The following is an 18,323-nucleotide window of genomic DNA, read 5'->3' as shown; positions in this document are numbered from 1 at the left end:
AAAATCAATTTTCAGTGTGCCTTCAAACTTTGGATAGGTAAAGCGCAAAATACCCCGCACAGGCGAGGTATTTGATAGTTTTTACATTCGGTCTTCTTTGCAGTATGACGTTATCTTTCTGTCACGATCTCGCGAGAGAAGACTTTTTCGCAATACTTACACTTCAATCGAATATCTTCTTTCTTTTCAAAGATCTTAAAGCTGCTTTCAACCGGTTCATTGTGAGTAATACAGTTAGTATTTGGACACTCGAACACATCGTTGATTTGCTCAGGAAGTTCTAGTGGTAGCTTCTTAACTACTTCGTAATCTTCTATTTGGTTCACTGTTGCATGAGGCGCATAAAGTGCCAGCTTGCTCGCCTGTTCTTCTGTGATAAACACATTCTCAATCTTGAGCAGGTCTTTTCCGCCCAGTGCAGAAGACGGTAGATTCAGGCCAATCGTCACGCGCTGATGAGAATTGTGCATGTCGAACAGTTTTAGAACCTTGATCCCGATATTGGCTGGGATATGGTCGATAACAGTACCGTTTCTGATTGCTTCAACTTTTAATTGAGTCTCTTTAGACATTATATCTCTCCTCTACAGCGTTTCGTTAAGAACAAGGGCTAGCAATGCTTCACGGGCGTAAACACCATTCTCTGCTTGCTGGAAGTAGTAAGCGTAAGGTGTTTTATCGACATCGACAGTAATTTCATCAACGCGAGGAAGAGGGTGCAGAACCTTCAGGTTATCGCGTGCATTTTCCAGCATCGAAGCGGTCAGGATGTATGCGGATTTTATGTGCGCGTATTCTGACTCATCGAAGCGCTCTTTTTGAACTCGAGTCATGTACAAGACATCGAGCTCAGGAATCACATCTTCCATGTCCGTCAATAGTTGGTACTTGATGCCCGCTTCATCAAGCTCTTCGCAAATGTAGTCTGGCATCGCTAGAGCTTCTGGAGCCACGAAGTAGAAACAGATGTTGTCGAACTTCGCTAGTGCTTGAGTCAACGAGTGAACCGTACGGCCGTACTTAAGGTCACCAACGAATGCAACGTTTAGGTTGTCGAGGCGGCCTTGTGTCTCAGCTATAGAGAATAGGTCTAATAACGTTTGTGTTGGGTGTTGGTTTGCGCCGTCACCTGCGTTAATAACAGGAACACCGTTTGAGAACTCAGAAGCCAGACGCGCTGCGCCTTCTTGAGGGTGACGCATCACGTAAGCGTCAACGTATGAAGAGATAACCTGTACCGAGTCCGCTAGCGTTTCGCCTTTCTTTGCCAAAGAAGTGTTACCACCACTGTCGAAACCAATCACATCGCCACCGATGCGTTGAATCGCAGTTTCAAAAGAGAGACGAGTTCGCGTAGAAGGTTCGAAGAAGCAGCTGGCAACAACTTTGTTCTTGATGAGTTCTGGGTTTGGCTCAGCCTTTAGCTGACCTGCCGTTTGAACAATTAATTCTAGCTCTTCACGAGAAAGCTCTGGAATTGAGATGATGTGCTTTTGATAGAGCGAATTCGCCATGATCTTCTTCCCCACAATAATGTATTGGCCATAAAAAAGCCCCCCATAATGGGAGGCTTTAAAAAAGTGCTGAAAAGCAGAATAGACGGCCTGGTAAGCATCTTAGCTTACGAGCAATATTTGGTGTTTTCACAATATTACTATGTGTTATCACAATATTGGTTGGCGTCATTTTCACTACTCTCAGACAAATTGCCGAGAATTATACGCTTTCAATTTGTGAGCGCAAGCGATTACATCAAGCTTTTGTTTACTTTCATTATTGTCTATTGACCAAGCGTCGCGACCATCACCGCCTTGATGGTGTGCATGCGATTTTCAGCTTCATCAAATACAATCGAGTAGTCAGATTCAAACACTTCGTCAGTCACTTCCAAGCCGTTCATTCCATACTTGTCAGAGACTTGCTGACCAATCACAGTTTCATTGTTGTGGAAAGCGGGTAGGCAGTGCATGAACTTCACTTGAGGGTTACCAGTTAGCTTAATGACATCCATATTCACTTGGTATGGTTTCATTACCGCCACACGTTCGTCCCAAGCTTCAGGGGCTTCGCCCATCGAAACCCAAACATCGGTGTATAGGTAATCACAACCTTTCACGCCTTCAGCAACGTCTTCAGTTAACGTGATTTTTGCGCCAGTGTTTTGCGCAATGGTTTGGCACTCTTCAACAAGCTGCTCTTCTGGCCAAAAGGCTTTTGGCGCGACAAGGCGAATATCCATGCCCATCTTCGCGGCTCCGACTAACAGAGAGTTACCCATGTTATTGCGTGCATCGCCTAGATAAGCAAAGCTGATTTGGTGTAGATGCTTCCCGCGGCCATGCTCAAGCATAGTGAGGAAATCAGCCAAGATCTGAGTAGGGTGGAACTCATCGGTTAAGCCATTCCAAACCGGCACGCCCGCATAAGCGCCTAAGTCTTCAACGATACTTTGGCCAAAGCCACGATATTCAATGCCATCGTACATGCGTCCCAATACACGCGCCGTATCTTTCATTGATTCTTTTTGACCAATCTGAGAACCAGAAGGGCCAAGGTAAGAGACTTGAGCACCTTGATCAAAGGCGGCCACTTCAAACGCACATCGTGTTCGAGTTGATGCTTTCTCGAAGATCAAAGCAATGTTTTTGCCGTTGAGTTTCTTCTGCTCAGTGCCTGCATACTTAGCTTTTTTTAGGTCAGCAGACAGGTCGAGTAAAAACTGAATCTCTTTAGGAGTAAAGTCGAGAAGTTTTAGAAAGTTACGATTGCGAAGATTAAAGGCCATCTCTCGCTCCTTGCGTATATAGAATCAATGAAGAACTTAGTTAAACATAAAAATGCTATATTTGTGAATATTTATTTTATTAATTTGATAAAAAAGGCCAGTAAATGAATACTGGCCTAGATAAGACTATTGAGTCTGTTTGACTGAGCTCTTTGACTTAGATACCGTCTCTTTCGATAGGGCAACTCATACAGCGCGCGCCGCCACGACCACGGCCTAGCTCGTTGCCAGGAATCGTTAGAACTTCGATACCCGCTTTGTCGTATTTCTCATTGGTGTAAACATTACGCTCATAACCAATCACGGTACCAGGTTTCACTGTCAGTACGTTGTTAGCGTCATTCCACTGTTCACGCTCAGCTTCGTAGTTATCACCGCCGGTAGTGATGATCTTCAGTTGATCAAGGCCTAGTGCGCCTTCAATCGCTGACAGGTAGTTTTCAGCTTTCTCGACACGCATTTCGCCGTTTTCTTTTGGCGTTAAGCGCCAAGTGTCGAGGTCTTTACGAACGATCTCTGGATAGACAGAGAACGTGTCGATATCCATGTGTGTCATCACCGTATCAAGGTGCATACAAGAGCGGTGTTTTGGTAGATCGATCGCAATCACTTCGCTCGCTTGGCCTGATCTAAATAGGCTAGCCGCTAGGTTTTCGACACCTTGTGGTTTCGTACGCTCTGAAATACCAACCAGTACCGCACCTTTACCGATAACCAGTACGTCACCGCCTTCAATGTTAGCGTTGTCGTAGTGAAGGTCTTCGTCACCAAAGTACTTAATGAAATCTTGGCCTGCGAACACTGGGTGCCAGCGGTAGATAGCACGCAGGTGGTTCGTTTCACGTTGACGTGCAGGCTTCATCATTGGGTTAAGCGATACACCACCGTAAACCCAGCAAGAAGTATCTCGCGTAAATAGGTGGTTAGGCAGTGGCTCGATAACGAAATCGAGTGGTCGATGCATTTTAGGCAGCATCGATGATGATTTGATAGGAAGCTCAGAGTAGGCCAAGCCACCGAGTAAGATCGTTGCTAGATGCTCATTATCCATTTGAGCAAGGTAGTTTCTTAAGTCACGGGCGAAAGTCGGCCCATAACGGAAATCTGAGATTTGAGTATTCAGCAACCACTCACGAGCCTGAGATACGGCAAGCGTTTCTACTAGCAGGTCATGCAGCAGTAGTACTTCTACGTCTTGGCTGCGCAGCGTTTCTGCAAAGGCATCATGTTCTTCACCAGCGGCTTCAACGGCAAGTACATCATCAAATAGAAGATCATGACAGTTTGAAGGGGTGAGGTGGGTGAGTGCTCTTTCAGGTCTATTTAGGAGAACTCGTCTCAATTGACCGACTTCGGAGCCAACGTACAGCTTACTCATTTTGCATCCTTACTATTAATCCAGCGTCTATTTATGACAAGCTTGTCCGTAATATGCAAGTTTTGTAGATTGAGTTAATACAAGGTATTTGGGTAATAATTGGTCATAAAACCTGTGATTTTTAAGTTTATACAGATTAAATTCCAACTAACTGGCTATCGAACGGAACAACGTTTTTGAGGATCTATGCTCAATTCGTGGCTTGTTAGAATTGAATTTTGCTTATTAATCGTGATTTTTTATTCACTATTATGCACTTTTTGATAACAAGCTGAGGATTTATGCACCCCAAAAGCGGTTTAGCGTATGCACCTAACGTGACTAATCACGCAAGTTTTATTCAATAAGCCCTAAAGTGGCCACAAAAACGAAATGCTAAAATACGGCGCAGTTAATAAAATGTTGAAAATTTGTTTCTGTGATTTTGATTTCACTTTTGAATTGATATTGGCGCTGCGATCTCGCGATAAACTTACCTTTCTAGGCCTGATCTGGGTGGCTTTTCTGGACGATCCGTGCCATATTTCGTGGCAATCAAATTTGATCTTTTCATAGTCAACACTCTGGAGCAGACACATGTCTCACGAAGATGAATATCTATCAGTAGCGGAATTAATTGAATTTCAAAAGGAAGAGACTCGCGACATCATTACAGCATTAATTGAAGATGGTAGCGATCCTGAAGCTCTATACGATATCGAGCATCACCTATTTGCTGAAGATTTCGATGTGCTTGAGAAAGCGGTTGTTGAAGCATTCAAAATGGGCTTTGAAGTGCTTGAAGCTGAAGAGACAGAAGACGAAGATGGCAATAAGCTACTTTGTTGTGATGCAACGATGCAATGTACTCTGAATGCAGAAGCGATTGATGAGCAAGTTGAGAAGCTTGTAAACCTTGCAGAGAAGTTTGACATTATCTACGACGGTTGGGGCACTTACTACGAAGGTGAAGATGCTATCTACCCAGACGAAGATGATGAAGGCGAAGAGTAATTCTTTCCCAATTTTAAAAAATGCCAGCCTCGAGCTGGCATTTTTTTACCCTCAGAAAAATAAATGTCTTTATATGCATTCATTCATTATAATGCGGTCAAAATTGATCTAGCTCAAGGAATGATATGCGGTTGCTTCTCGATGGTCTTTGGCAAATTTCGCCACTGACGGATCTCTCTATCCCACAAGATGACATCACCTTTCCGGCTCCGTTAAGCTCAAAGCTCCCTGATAGCTTGAGTGAAAGTCAAATTGCAGAGCAAGAGTGGCACCTGATGCACGACATCGAAGTGGATGACGCTATGTTAGCGTGTCCATTTGTTGAGTTAGTGATGGCTGGAGTCGATTATTTTGCTGAAGTTCGACTTAATGGTGTGGCTGTTTTTGATTGTGATGGTAGCCAAGCTGAATACCGTAAAGATATCCGTCCTTATATGCAGTCCGGCCGAAACCGTTTCGAGATCCTTTTCCTTGAAGAAGAGGAGAGCCTATTGCTTGAAGAAGACATGGATGACTCTGTATCTTCACAGGCTATCGCTAAATCTGATTCACGCATCGGGATTTGGCAAGCGCCATACCTGCAGTTCGTTCGAAACGTCAAGCTAGAGCAAGTTGTCACAGAGCAGATCTGGCACCACGGTGGTGGCTGTGAGTTTAAAGTGGATGTTATCTATCAAACGCTAAAGGCGGGGTTAGTATCGGCATCCATCAAGTTTAATGGTATGACTCTCGTGATGCCGATTGATGTACGCGCTGAACATACTGGCGTCGTGTTCCAGGTCGAAGCTCCTATCATTTTTGATATTGAGAATCCTAACCCCAAGTATCTATACCCATTAGAAGTGGTACTTGATGGGCAAGAAGAGAGTTCTTTTGTTGCCTTGAACCCAACTTCTTGCGTCAGTAACTTTTTACGCTAATTCATAATCTTTTAGTGCTACCTTCTTTCGCTATAGCGGCGCATTCTGCTTATAACGATTTGGCCATGACAACCTCACAAGCGTCGTGGCCTGTTTCTCCCCAAGCTGACTCAAGATGCTCAAACCCAAGCTTCTCATAGAGTTTGACCGCAGCACCCAAGCACTCCGTCGTTTCTAAATACATGTGTTGATACCCAAATTGCTTGGCTTGCTTTAAGCTCAAAGCGACAATTCGCTTGGCTAGGCCATGCTCTCGAGTTTGCGGTAAGAAGTACATCTTTTGTAGCTCACACACATTGGGTTTACCTGCTAGAGGGGCAAAGCCACCGCCTCCGACGATCTTTCCGTTGTGTTCGATAACCCAGTACATTGCATTCGCTTGGCTATAGACAGAGTACATATCGTCGAGTGTTGGATCGGCCACGCCATAGCCTTTATCTTCTGTGAGCCCATGCTCAGCCGAAACTTGGCGAATGATTTGTGCGATGCTTGGGTTGTCTTGCGGTGTAATGGGTCTAAGGGTGAACTCAGCAATTTGTTCCATGATCTGCCTATGAAAGGGTCACTAAATATGTGACCCAATATATGGTGACTAAGCATGTTGGTGCAAACAGAATTGTTGTTGTGCCATTTGGTCGCCTGATTTACGTAACCAGACTTTCTCGTGGAAGTAGTAAGCAACGGTATTTAAAGTTGGCTCTAGCAAAGCCATCACGCCGCCTATGAAAGCATCTCCAGTCAACAAGTAGACAACGGTAAAGGCAACACTAAAGTGGATGGTAGCAAAGCTTGCTGTTTTTAATTTGGTCATCCACTGGCGAGCTTTAAGAGCTGGAACTTGAGCCCACGCCTTTTCATGAAAATAGAAGGCAACAGTATTCACAGAGGGCTCAATCATAGCGATTAAGCTACCAATTAAGATGTCGCCTGTTAGTACATAAGCGACACTAAATGCGATAGTAAAATGTAATGCAGCAAAGGTTAGTGTCTTTTTCATGATAATTACTCAGTCGTTGTGTTGTTTTGATAGGTCTATTATTGAGAATTATTATCATTAAGTATAATGGGAAGTAGAGATTAATTTGATAGATGAAACCTATCAATCAGTGCGGCTAGAGTGAGAAGCATTGGAATATTGGAATCAGGGACATAAAAAAAGGCTGGTCACCAAGACCAACCTTTCTATTTAGACCGAGAAGTTTGAAGCCTTCTCGTTCACTCGGTTTTAAAGCGCAGCGATTGTCGCTTTTTGCTCTTCAAGCTTAACAAGAGTTTCCTTGTAGCCTTCAAGCTTTTCACGCTCTTTCGCGATAACTGCTTCTGGTGCTTTAGCAACGAAACCTTCGTTACCTAGCTTACCTTCGATACGTTTAATCTCGCCGTGAGTCTTAGCGACTTCTTTATCTAGACGAGCAAGCTCTGCATCTTTGTCGATAAGACCCGCCATTGGGATCATCAACTCAGATTTGCCAACCAGTTTAGTTGCACAAGCAGGAGTCTCTTCACCATCAGCTAGAACTTTAATATCGTCTAGCTTAGCTAGAGAAGTAAGAACGATCTTGTTCGCTTCGATACGAGCGGCATCTTTCTCATCAGCAACCTTGATCATTACTTCTAAGCCTTGGCTTGGTGCAATGTCGTATTCCGCACGTAGGTTACGGATAGCAGTGATGAAAGTCTTAACCCATTCGATGTCGTCAACGATCTCAGCATTGAAGTTAGCTTCATTAAACTGAGGAAGCGCTTGAGTCATGATTGTCTCGCCTTCAACGCCGTCTACTAGCGGCTTAACGCTCTGCCAGATAGATTCAGTGATGTAAGGAAGAACAGGGTGAGCAAGACGCAGAGTCTTCTCAAGAACCGTGATAAGCGTGTAACGAGTCGCTTGTTGTTGAGCTTCAGTACCTTTCCAAAGAACAGGTTTAGTTAGCTCTAAGTACCAGTCACAGAATTGGTTCCAGATGAATTCGTAAAGCGTGTTTGCTGCCATGTCTAGACGGTAGTTGTCTAGGTGAGCGTTAAACTCTTTCGCAGCAACTTCAAACTGAGACTCAATCCACTTGTCTGCTAGAGAGAATTCCATGTTTGCACGGTCTTCTACAGACAGTGACATGCCACAGTCGTGCTCTTCTGTGTTCATTAGTACGTAACGGCTTGCGTTCCATAGCTTGTTACAGAAGTTACGGTAACCTTCAAGACGCTTCATATCCCAGTTGATGTCACGGCCAGTTGAAGCCATAGCAGCAAGAGTGAAACGTAGCGCATCAGTACCGTATGGTTCGATACCGTTTTCGAAAGTCTTACGTGTCGCTTTTTCGATCTTAGCAGCCAGTTTAGGTTGCATCATGTTGCCACAACGCTTCTCTACTAGCTCTTCAAGGCCGATGCCGTCAATCATGTCGATTGGGTCAAGTACGTTACCTTTCGACTTAGACATCTTGTCGCCGTTTTCATCACGGATAAGACCTGTCATGTAAACCGTTTTGAAAGGTACTTGAGCCTTGCCATCTTCGTCTTTCACGAAGTGCATGGTCATCATGATCATACGAGCAACCCAGAAGAAGATAATATCAAAACCAGATACTAGTACTTCAGATGGGTGGAATGTTTTCAGTGCTTCAGTATCTTCAGGCCAGCCTTGTGTGCCGAACGTCCAAAGTGCAGAAGAGAACCAAGTATCCAGTACGTCGTCGTCTTGCTTAAGCACAACAACAGGCGCTAGGTTGTTCTTTTCACGAACTTCTTCTTCAGTGCGACCTACGTAAACTTTACCATCGTTGTCGTACCATGCTGGGATACGGTGGCCCCACCAAAGTTGACGAGAGATACACCAGTCTTGCACGTCACGCATCCACGCGAAGTACATGTTTTCGTACTGCTTAGGTACGAATTGGATTTGACCATCTTCAACCGCTTTAACTGCAGGTTCTGCAAGAGGTGCTGTGCGCACGTACCATTGGTCAGTCAGCATTGGTTCGATAACCACGCCACCACGGTCGCCGTAAGGGACAGTCAGGTCGTGATCTTTGATCTCTTCAAGAAGACCAAGCTCATCGAATTCAGCAACGATAGCTTTACGTGCAGCAAAACGCTCCATACCTTGGTACTTAGCAGGGATACCTGTTGAGTAAACATCGCTTTCTTCGCCGTTAGTCGTGAAGACTTCAGCAGCATCACGGATATCAGCATTGAACGTTAGGATGTTGATCATCGGTAGGTTGTTGCGCTTACCCACTTCGTAATCGTTAAAGTCATGAGCTGGAGTGATCTTCACACAACCCGTGCCTTTTTCCATGTCTGCGTGCTCATCGCCTACGATAGGGATAAGACGGTTTACAACAGGAAGTAGGATTTCTTTGCCGATAAGATCTTTGTAACGAGGATCTTCTGGGTTAACAGCAACACCAGTATCGCCAAGCATGGTTTCAGGACGAGTCGTCGCAACAACGATGTAGTCTTTACCATCTGCCGTTTTAACACCGTTCGCTAGCGGGTAGCGGAAGTGCCACATGAAACCTTTTTTGTCTTTGTTTTCAACTTCAAGATCCGAGATTGCAGTGTGCAGTTTAGGATCCCAGTTTACTAGACGTTTACCACGGTAGATTAGGTCTTCTTCGTATAGACGAACAAACACTTCTTGAGTCGCAGCCGATAGGCCGTCATCCATAGTGAATCGTTCACGATCCCAATCTACAGATGCACCAAGACGACGAAGTTGTTGAGTGATCGTGCCACCTGATTCGCCTTTCCATTCCCAGATCTTGTCGATGAAAGCTTCACGGCCGTAGTCGTGTTTTGTTTTGCCTTCTTCGGCAGCAATCTTACGCTCAACAACCATTTGAGTTGCGATACCAGCGTGGTCAGTACCCACTTGCCAAAGCGTGTTTTTGCCTTTCATACGTTGAGCACGGATAAGCGTATCCATGATCGTATCTTGGAACGCGTGACCCATGTGTAGGCTGCCAGTGACGTTCGGTGGCGGGATCATGATGCTGTAAGCTTCTTTTGATGTGTCACCGTGTGGCTTAAAGTAGCCTTTCTCTTCCCAAGTCTTATACAGAGCTTGTTCGATTGATGTTGGGTTGTATGTCTTTTCCATAGTGCTCTTAAACGGATACTGTGAATGGTTAATCGTGGTCAAACTTCATAAGTGAAGCTTCTTGAATCTAAATCCAAAGATAGCTTTAACTATGAGGTTTGACTATGGATGTTGAATCTCGATAGTTTGTAGCTGATATCTAGCTTGACGGTAAATTTTATACCTTTCTCGAGCGAGTTGCTTAGCTTTTTCTTCGCAAGGGACGAAGTCTATCACCTGAGCAAAGGCGTTCGCAAAGGTTGTATGATTATCGGCCAGATTAATTACTAGCTGACGATTCCAATTATGTTTTACGCCTTGATAGCCAATTTCGATGTTGGTTGAATACTTCGGGCCTTCGCCAACCAAGTTGTGCGCAATAAAATCACAGGGTTCGACTTGCCAGAAAACTTCAGCAATACGCTCGGCATGCTCTTTGTCATTACAGTTGAGATAAAGTTTAGCGCCTTGTTTTGCAAAGTGCTGAGCAAGAAACAGCACATAGTGACCAAAACCATCTTCGCTGGCTTGCGGGCTGTCTGAAGGCACAATGTAAAATGTAGCAGTCTGCATACTTAATACTCGAACTGAAAATCGTGGATATCAATGTTACTTGGTTAACAGGGTCTAACAAATAGCGCTTATTAAAAAAGGGCCCGTAGGCCCTTTTTATTATTTTGAAGATTGCTCTTCAGTCTCTTGGCCGCTGCGGTTCAATAAGAATTGGACTAGCATTGAGACAGGACGACCTGTCGAGCCTTTCGCTGCGCCTGACTTCCAAGCTGTACCAGCACTGTCGATGTGTGCCCAGTGGTACTTCTTAGTGAATTTAGACAGGAAACAACCAGCAGTGATTGTGCCGCCAGGACGGCCACCGATGTTCGCCATATCAGCGAATGGGCTGTTTAGCTGCTCATGGTACTCGTCTGCCATTGGTAGACGCCATGCTCGGTCGCTTGCTTGCTCTGAAGCATTAACAAGTTCATGAGATAGTGGGTTGTGGTTTGATAGAACGCCACTGATGTGGTGACCTAGAGCAATAACACATGCGCCAGTTAGTGTCGCAACGTCGACAACACAATCAGGTTCAAAACGCTCAACGTAAGTTAGAGCATCACATAAAACCAAACGACCTTCTGCATCAGTATTTAATACTTCAACGGTTTGACCAGACATCGTAGTTAGGATGTCACCAGGGCGATAAGCGTTGCTACCAGGCATATTTTCACAACCCGCTAGAATACCAACAACGTTGATTGGCAGGTTAAGTTTCGCCAATGCTTTCATTGTACCGAATACAGAGGCAGCACCACACATATCGTACTTCATCTCATCCATGCCTTCGCCAGGCTTAAGTGAGATACCGCCTGAATCGAAAGTCAGACCTTTACCTACTAATACAATCGGCTTCGCATCTGGATCCGGAGCGCCTTTGTATTCCATGATAGACATCATCGATTCATTTTTAGAGCCACGGCCAACTGCTAGGTATGATGTCATACCCAGTTTTTCCATCTCTTCTTCGCCAATGATCTTAGTCTTCACTGTCTCGTAATCGTCGGCTAAACGACGAGCTTGAGAAGCAAGGTAAGCAGGGTTTGCGATGTTTGGTGGCATGTTGCCTAGATCTTTAGACGCTTTTACACCTGAAGCAATAGCAAGGCCGTGAGAGATTGCTTTCTCACCCAGGCTCAATTCGCGACGTGTTGGTACATTGAATACCAATTTACGTAGTGGGCGACGAGTCTCTGGCTTGTTGCTCTTGAATTGGTCAAATGTGTAAAGACCATCTTTAGTCGCTTCTACCGCTTGGCGAACTTTCCAATAAGTGTCGCGACCTTTAACGTGAAGTTCTGTAAGGAAACATACAGCTTCCATAGAACCTGTTTCGTTTAGTGTACTGATGGTTTTTTGGATAATTTCTTTGTATTGACGCTCGCCTAGCTCACGTTCTTTACCACAGCCTACCAGTAGAACACGTTCTGAAAGTACACCAGGTACTTGATGCAGTAGTAGCATCTGGCCAGGTTTACCCTCTAGATCACCGCGACGAAGCAGTGAACTAATGTAGCCATCGCTAATCTTATCTAATTGCTCGGCTACTGGAGAAAGGCGGCGCGGTTCGAATACACCGACAACGATACATGCGCTGCGCTGTTTCTCTGGGCTGCCACTTTTTACACTGAACTCCATGCGTACTCCTACATCCTGAAGACAAATCGAACTAAATGTTAGATAATGGGTTCTTACTTGTTGGATCCTATAATGGAACTAACCTTAAAGAAGAACGCTAACACTTAGCTAAAAATTTAAAAAAATAAAAGGTTCAACGGGAAATTATAGTGATTCAATCAAAAAAACAAGTTTTGTATAGGTAATTTGAGCGTGATTATTGTTAGATATTTGATCCGCGAGACAATCAAGAGCCAATTTGCGATCTTTTTTGTTCTCTTTCTCGTGTTTCTCAGCCAAAAATTCATCAGTGTTTTAGCGGATGCCTCTGATGGTGATATCCCTGCGAGTCTTATATTGTCGATTGTTGGCTTAAATATGCCAGCGATGGGCCTATTGATGCTTCCACTCAGTATCTATATTGGTATTTTGCTTACTTTTGGCCGCCTTTACGCTGAAAGTGAAATAGTGGTCATGAACGCCACCGGTATCGGTAATAAATTCCTGATCCAATCTGCGCTTTACCTCGCTTTAATTACGGCATCTGTTGCAGCCTTTAACTCATTTTGGTTATCTCCTTGGTCACAAGACAAAGTTGAACAAATGTATGAAGAAGTAGCTGCAGAGAACAGCGTTGATTTGCTACCAAAAGGTAAGTTTGAAGGTACGCCGGATGGCTCTTCTGTCGTGTTTATTGATGATATCGACGGTAATAAGTTAGAAAACGTGTTCGTAGCTCAAATGCGTCCGCGTGATTCTGTACTGCCAAGTGTGATGTTCTCGAAGTCAGGTGATGTAAAAGAGCTCAGTGATGGTCGCCAAGTGATCGTAATGTACGATGGTACTCGTCATGAAGGCATTCCGACTCGCCTCGACTACAGGGTGACGCACTTTGAAGAATACGAAGGCCTGATTGGTCAGCGTGAAGTTGAGAAGAAAGGTCGAGACTGGGAAGCGATCCCTACGCTTGAACTGATTGGTAACTCAAATAATAGTGCGAAAGCAGAGTTGCAGTGGCGTATTTCTTTGGTACTTTGTATTCCATTGTTGACCATGCTTGTCGTGCCACTGTCTGCGGTAAACCCTCGACAAGGTCGTTTTGCGAAAATCGGCCCAGCAATACTGATTTATCTCACCTATTTCTTAGCAATCAGTGCAACCAAGTCTTCAATCGAAGAGGGGAGCATTCCTGCGGTAATCGGCATGTGGCCAATCAATGCGTTATTGTTATTTGTCGCGATTGGTGCCAACTTTATGGATAGCGTGCCAGTAAGGCGTTTGAAAGAAAAATTCAAGAATAAGAGGTTGGCTTAAGCCGTGTTTAAGATTCTCGATTTATATATAGGCAGAACCATCATCGCAACGACGTCACTGGTATTGGTGACGTTTGTTGGTCTCTCTGGGATCATCAAATATGTAGAACAGCTAAGAAAAGTTGGCCGTGGTACATACGATCTATTACAAGCGCTGTATTTCGTTTTATTGAGTATCCCTCGTGATATCGAAATGTTCTTTCCAATGGCTGCATTGCTTGGCGCATTGATAGGGCTTGGTATGCTTGCTGCAAGTTCTGAGCTTGTCGTTATGCAGGCAGCTGGTTTCTCTAAGTTAGATATCGGCCTATCAGTACTTAAAACAGCTATTCCACTGATGATCGTGGTGACATTGCTTGGTCAATGGGGAGCACCGCAAGCGCAGAAAATGGCTCGTGATTTAAGAACTATCTCGATTGCTGGTGGTAATATTATTTCGACGCAAAGTGGTGTCTGGGCTCGTGATGCCAATGACTTCATCTTCATTGTCAAAATCGATGACCAGAAGCTATATGGAATGAACATGTGGCGCTTTGATGAAAACAAGGCACTTAAAACCGCTATTTATTCTGACGAAGTTGATTACGTTGGAGACAACGTGTGGACGATGAAGGATGTAGAGATCACGTCTTTTGAAAACGAACTTCAAATTACTAAAGAAAGTTTACCGACTTACTCTTGGGAAACGTCATTAGCTCCAGATAAGTTGGCGATAGTAACGGTTAAACCAGAAGAGCTATCGTTAAGTGGGTTGTATGATTATGTTTCTTATCTGAAGGCGTCAGAGCAAGATGCATCACGCTATGAATTGGCGCTGTGGAGAAAGATAACCCAGCCAATTTCGATCGCGGTTATGATGTTGATGGCACTGTCGTTTATCTTTGGTCCTTTGCGTAGTGTGACCATGGGTGCGAGGATTTTGTCAGGTGTTATTGCTGGCTTTACCTTCTATATATCCAGTGAGTTCTTTGGCCCAGTGAGTTTGGTTTATCAAATACCACCCGCCTTTGGCGCAATAGCCCCGAGCGTGGTGTTCCTTGGAATTGCCATCATGCTCTTGAGGCGGAAACTGTAAATAGTAAAAAGGAAGGCATAACGCCTTCCTTTTTTGATCTTGATTGGAGCTAACTTAAATCACATTATCGTGCTTGTGGTAACACAACGACTTCGGTCTTTGCCCAGATATCGTGAAAGCCACGTTTTTCAGGATCGAATGGAACACATAGGTTTGCCAGTCCAAAACCTGAAGTACCTAAACGAATCAGCGCCTGAGTTACTGTGATCGCTGAGCCATCTTTGTTTTGAACGCGCAGCTTCCAAGCTCTCATGCCGAGAGTTTGACCAGCTCTAGTCCAGAAGAACACGAAGAAATATACCCAAACGGCGACTAAGTAAAAGGTATATGCAGGGCTCCAAATCGGATGGTTGGTTAAGAAGTCACTAACATCGGCATAACCGCTGTGGTTAAAAATGCCGAGAGCCATGAGCGCGTGCAGTAGAGCGACAATGACGCCAGCCGCCAACATTTCAATAGCGATTACGATCAGAGCGTCGTAGAACAAGGCACCAAATCGGCGCATGACTCCTGCTGGTGGCAGAGTGTTTGTTGATGTCATGTGTTATTACTTCTTTAAAAATTGAGGCGTCAGAATATAGTTTAAGGCTTAGCCTGAAAAGAGACATGACGCACAGCTTATGACTTAGTGGCGAAATTATCGGCAAACACACATGAATTCAAGTTTTTATACTTGCCACATCAGTTCGCATACGTATAATGCCAAACATCGAAAGGGCAATGCCCCAAGATAATGCCGGTATGGTGAAATTGGTATACACGACGGATTCAAAATCCGTTGCCTTCGGGCGTGGCGGTTCAAGTCCGCCTACCGGTACCATATTTAAATGACAAAGCCTCGACGAAAGTCGGGGCTTTGTTGTATCTGGGATATAGGAAGCGTTGCCTTCGCGGTGGCGGCAGGAATGCCTGTCCAATCAGTCCGCCTACCGGTACCAAACATAGAAAGGTCGCTTTTATAGCGACCTTTCGTCGTTTTGGGCGTTTGTGAATTTTAAATCCAGCGTGTCGGCTTGGATGCAAGCCCAGTCAAGTCACCTACCGGCACCATATTTAAATGACAAAGCCTAGATGAAAATCGGGGCTTTGTTGTATCTGGGGTATAGGAAGCATTGCCTTCACGGTGGCGGCAAGAATGCCTGTCCAATCAGTCCGCCTATCGGTACCAAACATAGAAAGGTCGCTTTTATAGCGACCTTTCTATGTTTTGGACGTATGTGAATTTGAAATCCGGCGTGTCGTTGCAGTTGTTCTTCAATCAGACAGATCTTGATGTTTCACTCCTAAATCTCATAATTTCCCTTCGCTATTCGATCTGATAATGAATTAATTATCTTAAATCATGATGTTACCTGTCATTCTCTTTTCTATTGTCTATGTTTAAAGGACTAACAGAGGAGATAGATATGCTGACAGTAACCCCTTACTTGTTTTTTGATGGTCGTTGTAATGAAGCGTTGGATTTTTATCACAAGTGCTTTGGTGGTGTGGTTTTATCTAAGCAGCTTTTTAGTGATGCACCACAGGTAATCGAGGGCGCTCAACCTGATTGGGTTATGCATGCTGAGTTCGAAGCGTTTGGTATGAAGCTGATGATGTCTGATGGTGTTAAGGCAAAAGAACTTGAAGGCAACAATCTCGCTCTCTCTCTTGTGACTGAAGATACCGCGACTCAAGAACAAATCTTTGAAAAGCTCAAGAAGGGAGGGCGGATAATGACTCCACTCGCAGATACTTTTTGGGGGGCTCGATTTGGCAAAGTAGAAGATAAATTCGGTATACGCTGGATGGTGCACTGTGATTCTTTAAGTTGAGCCTGTGAAATTGGATAGTGAAATTGCTGCTTGGTTTTATTAGAATTATAAATAGAGATTAATCATCAATATTATATATAAAAATGGGCAGCATAAAGATTACCGTAGATCGCATTCAGCCCGGTCTGCATATACGACTCCCCGTAAAATGGAATGAACACCCATTTTTATTCAACAGCTTTAAAATCAAAGATGACGCTCAAGTAAAAGTAATTCGACATCTTGGGATTAAGCACGTCTATATAAACCTGAGTCAAAGTGATACCTCACCTTTACCTGTTAATCACGTAGGTGAACAAGAAGTCGATATTGATTCACAGGTAAGCCTTGAAACGGAAAGAATGTGGAAAGATAAGCATGAGCGTATCGAAACCCTTAGCTCTTACCGCCGCAGGGTGAGTCATTGTGAGAGAGAGTTTGAACGTTCGCTTGCTCGAATGCGATCTGTGATGACCAAGATCCGTAACAGACCTTTAGATGCAGTAGGGGAGGTTAAGGCTCTTGTTGATGATATCGTTGAAACTCTAGTGAGCGATGATAACGTCACCTTGCACCTTATGAATGCTAAAGCAGATTTCGAAGATATTTACTTTCATACTCTAAATGTTTCGGTTGTTGCACTGATGATAGGAAAGGCCAAAGGCTATAACACACAGCAATTGAAAGACCTCTCATTCGCAGCGTTGTTTCACGATGTAGGCAAGATCAAAATACCAGTCGCGATACTAAGAAAGCAGAGTGCACTAACGGTGCCAGAAGAGAACTACCTGAAGCTTCATACTAAATACGGTGCGGATATTGTATCGGCAATTGATGACTTTCCTGAAAGTGCTAAAAAGGTGATCGCTCAACATCATGAGATGAATGATGGTTCTGGCTACCCCGAGGGCTTAAAAGAACATGAGATTGATGAATTTGCCAAGATAGTCGCCGTGGCTAATGCATTTGATAACCTTTGCCATGGTAAAACGCAATCTCAACAAATGATCCCGTATTTGGCACTGTCCCACCTATATAAGAGCTGCAAGCATCTATATAGCCAAGATAACTTGGGGCTGTTAGTTAAGTTCATGGGAGTCTATCCACCAGGAACTGTAGTACAGCTTTCAAATGACTCGATTGGGATTGTGATATCCGTTAACGCTAAACATATGCTTTATCCAAATGTACTTATCTATGATCCTAGCGTGCCAAGAACCCAAGCTCCGATCATTGACCTCTTTATTAAAGAGATCAAAATCGTTAATGCCGTTCATCCAAGCAAATTACCTGAACAAGTTCGAGAGTATCTAAACCCTAGGGCTCGTTTATCTTACTTTTTTGATAGTGGAGAGTAGTTATCCACAGGTCGTTGTGGGTAATTTGTTCGAAACTTGGGGTGAAAGTGGTATAAATAAGCCCTTGGTTGAAATGTCTTCGCTTAACCTCTTTTTTTAATAAAAAACGCATTTATTGCTTGCCAATATGAGCGGCATCTCTATAATGCCGCCTCACTGACACGGCAGACGCCACAAGGCTTCAGCGAGAAATGTTAGTAAGGCAACTAGCTTTAAGCGATGATTCGCTTCTACTTTTAGAAAGTAGGAATTAATTCCAAATAAGTGTTTGACACTGAGAATTAAATCGCTAGAATGGCCGCCTCTTCCGAAGTGATGTAAGTCACAACGAAGAGAAGCTCTTTAACAATTTAAACCTATCAATCTGTGTGGGCACTCGTTGATGAATATCAAAACGTTTTATCTTCCCTTTTTTAAAGAGAAGTAAAACAGATTCCGCGGAATCAAATTTGGTTTCA

General features: G+C 44.0%; 16 protein-coding genes and 1 tRNA gene. 7 read left to right on the top strand and 10 right to left on the bottom strand.

The annotated features are described in order from the left end of the window. Positions 1–110: 110 nt before the first annotated feature. The 4 genes from pyrI to arcA form a co-directional block, all read right to left on the bottom strand. Entirely contained in the window at positions 111–572 is a 462-nt protein-coding gene (pyrI, locus tag AB4307_RS17940; protein WP_017058927.1) for an aspartate carbamoyltransferase regulatory subunit, read from the bottom strand. A 12-nt stretch (positions 573–584) separates the two neighbouring features. Then, a complete protein-coding gene (gene pyrB, locus AB4307_RS17935; protein WP_012604860.1) occupies positions 585–1,514 on the bottom strand; it encodes an aspartate carbamoyltransferase in 930 nt (309 codons plus the stop codon). 266 nt (positions 1,515–1,780) lie between these two features. Continuing rightward, a complete protein-coding gene (locus tag AB4307_RS17930) occupies positions 1,781–2,785 on the bottom strand; it encodes an ornithine carbamoyltransferase (protein WP_017063738.1) in 1,005 nt (334 codons plus the stop codon). A gap of 157 nt (positions 2,786–2,942) precedes the next feature. Continuing rightward, the gene (arcA, locus tag AB4307_RS17925; RefSeq protein ID WP_017069412.1) at positions 2,943–4,163 is read right to left on the bottom strand and encodes an arginine deiminase; all 1,221 of its coding nucleotides are present in this window, start codon (positions 4,161–4,163) and stop codon (positions 2,943–2,945) included. Between the two features lie 576 nt (positions 4,164–4,739). Between arcA and rraB the strand changes: the two genes are divergently transcribed. After that, positions 4,740–5,156, top strand: coding sequence for a ribonuclease E inhibitor RraB (gene rraB, locus AB4307_RS17920; protein ID WP_017058930.1), 417 nt, complete (start codon positions 4,740–4,742; stop codon positions 5,154–5,156). Between the two features lie 125 nt (positions 5,157–5,281). Then, a complete protein-coding gene (locus AB4307_RS17915) occupies positions 5,282–6,076 on the top strand; it encodes a glycosyl hydrolase 2 galactose-binding domain-containing protein (protein ID WP_017058931.1) in 795 nt (264 codons plus the stop codon). Between the two features lie 49 nt (positions 6,077–6,125). On the opposite strand, the gene AB4307_RS17910 is transcribed toward AB4307_RS17915, so the two are convergent. The 5 genes from AB4307_RS17910 to pepA form a co-directional block, all read right to left on the bottom strand. Further along, positions 6,126–6,620: a GNAT family N-acetyltransferase gene (locus AB4307_RS17910; protein WP_372126910.1), complete on the bottom strand. Its 495-nt coding sequence runs from the start codon at positions 6,618–6,620 to the stop codon at positions 6,126–6,128. Between the two features lie 48 nt (positions 6,621–6,668). After that, entirely contained in the window at positions 6,669–7,073 is a 405-nt protein-coding gene (locus tag AB4307_RS17905; RefSeq protein WP_017058933.1) for a DUF2061 domain-containing protein, read from the bottom strand. A gap of 228 nt (positions 7,074–7,301) precedes the next feature. Then, positions 7,302–10,175: a valine--tRNA ligase gene (locus tag AB4307_RS17900; protein ID WP_017058934.1), complete on the bottom strand. Its 2,874-nt coding sequence runs from the start codon at positions 10,173–10,175 to the stop codon at positions 7,302–7,304. Positions 10,176–10,277: 102 nt separating this feature from the next. Further along, positions 10,278–10,727 (bottom strand): DNA polymerase III subunit chi, encoded by a 450-nt coding sequence (locus AB4307_RS17895; protein WP_372132840.1) that lies wholly within the window; start codon positions 10,725–10,727, stop codon positions 10,278–10,280. 99 nt (positions 10,728–10,826) lie between these two features. Continuing rightward, entirely contained in the window at positions 10,827–12,347 is a 1,521-nt protein-coding gene (pepA, locus tag AB4307_RS17890; RefSeq protein WP_017058936.1) for a leucyl aminopeptidase, read from the bottom strand. Positions 12,348–12,539: 192 nt separating this feature from the next. Between pepA and lptF the strand changes: the two genes are divergently transcribed. Together lptF and lptG are read left to right on the top strand one after the other, a co-directional pair. Next, on the top strand, positions 12,540–13,640 hold the full coding sequence (gene lptF, locus AB4307_RS17885; protein ID WP_017058937.1) for an LPS export ABC transporter permease LptF: 1,101 nt from the start codon (positions 12,540–12,542) through the stop codon (positions 13,638–13,640). Positions 13,641–13,643: 3 nt separating this feature from the next. Continuing rightward, complete coding sequence (gene lptG / locus AB4307_RS17880) at positions 13,644–14,714, top strand: LPS export ABC transporter permease LptG (protein WP_017058938.1); 1,071 nt, start codon at positions 13,644–13,646, stop codon at positions 14,712–14,714. Positions 14,715–14,778: 64 nt separating this feature from the next. On the opposite strand, the gene AB4307_RS17875 is transcribed toward lptG, so the two are convergent. After that, a complete protein-coding gene (locus AB4307_RS17875; protein WP_017058939.1) occupies positions 14,779–15,255 on the bottom strand; it encodes an RDD family protein in 477 nt (158 codons plus the stop codon). Positions 15,256–15,449: 194 nt separating this feature from the next. Between AB4307_RS17875 and AB4307_RS17870 the strand changes: the two genes are divergently transcribed. The 3 genes from AB4307_RS17870 (at position 15,450) to AB4307_RS17860 (ending at position 17,865) form a co-directional block, all read left to right on the top strand. Next, positions 15,450–15,534, top strand: a tRNA-Leu gene (locus AB4307_RS17870). A gap of 586 nt (positions 15,535–16,120) precedes the next feature. Continuing rightward, positions 16,121–16,528 carry a VOC family protein gene (locus AB4307_RS17865; RefSeq protein ID WP_017055297.1) on the top strand — a complete coding sequence of 136 codons (408 nt, stop codon included), beginning with the start codon at positions 16,121–16,123 and terminating at the stop codon, positions 16,526–16,528. A gap of 83 nt (positions 16,529–16,611) precedes the next feature. Then, on the top strand, positions 16,612–17,865 hold the full coding sequence (locus AB4307_RS17860; RefSeq protein WP_017063746.1) for a cyclic di-GMP phosphodiesterase: 1,254 nt from the start codon (positions 16,612–16,614) through the stop codon (positions 17,863–17,865). The last annotated feature ends 458 nt before the right edge of the window (positions 17,866–18,323 follow it).

This window comes from Vibrio sp. 10N.261.52.C2 (assembly GCF_041471425.1).
Lineage (GTDB): Bacteria > Pseudomonadota > Gammaproteobacteria > Enterobacterales > Vibrionaceae > Vibrio > Vibrio crassostreae_C.
The sequence above is the reverse complement of the archived record's forward strand: the minus strand, read 5'-3'. Positions and strand labels throughout refer to the sequence as shown.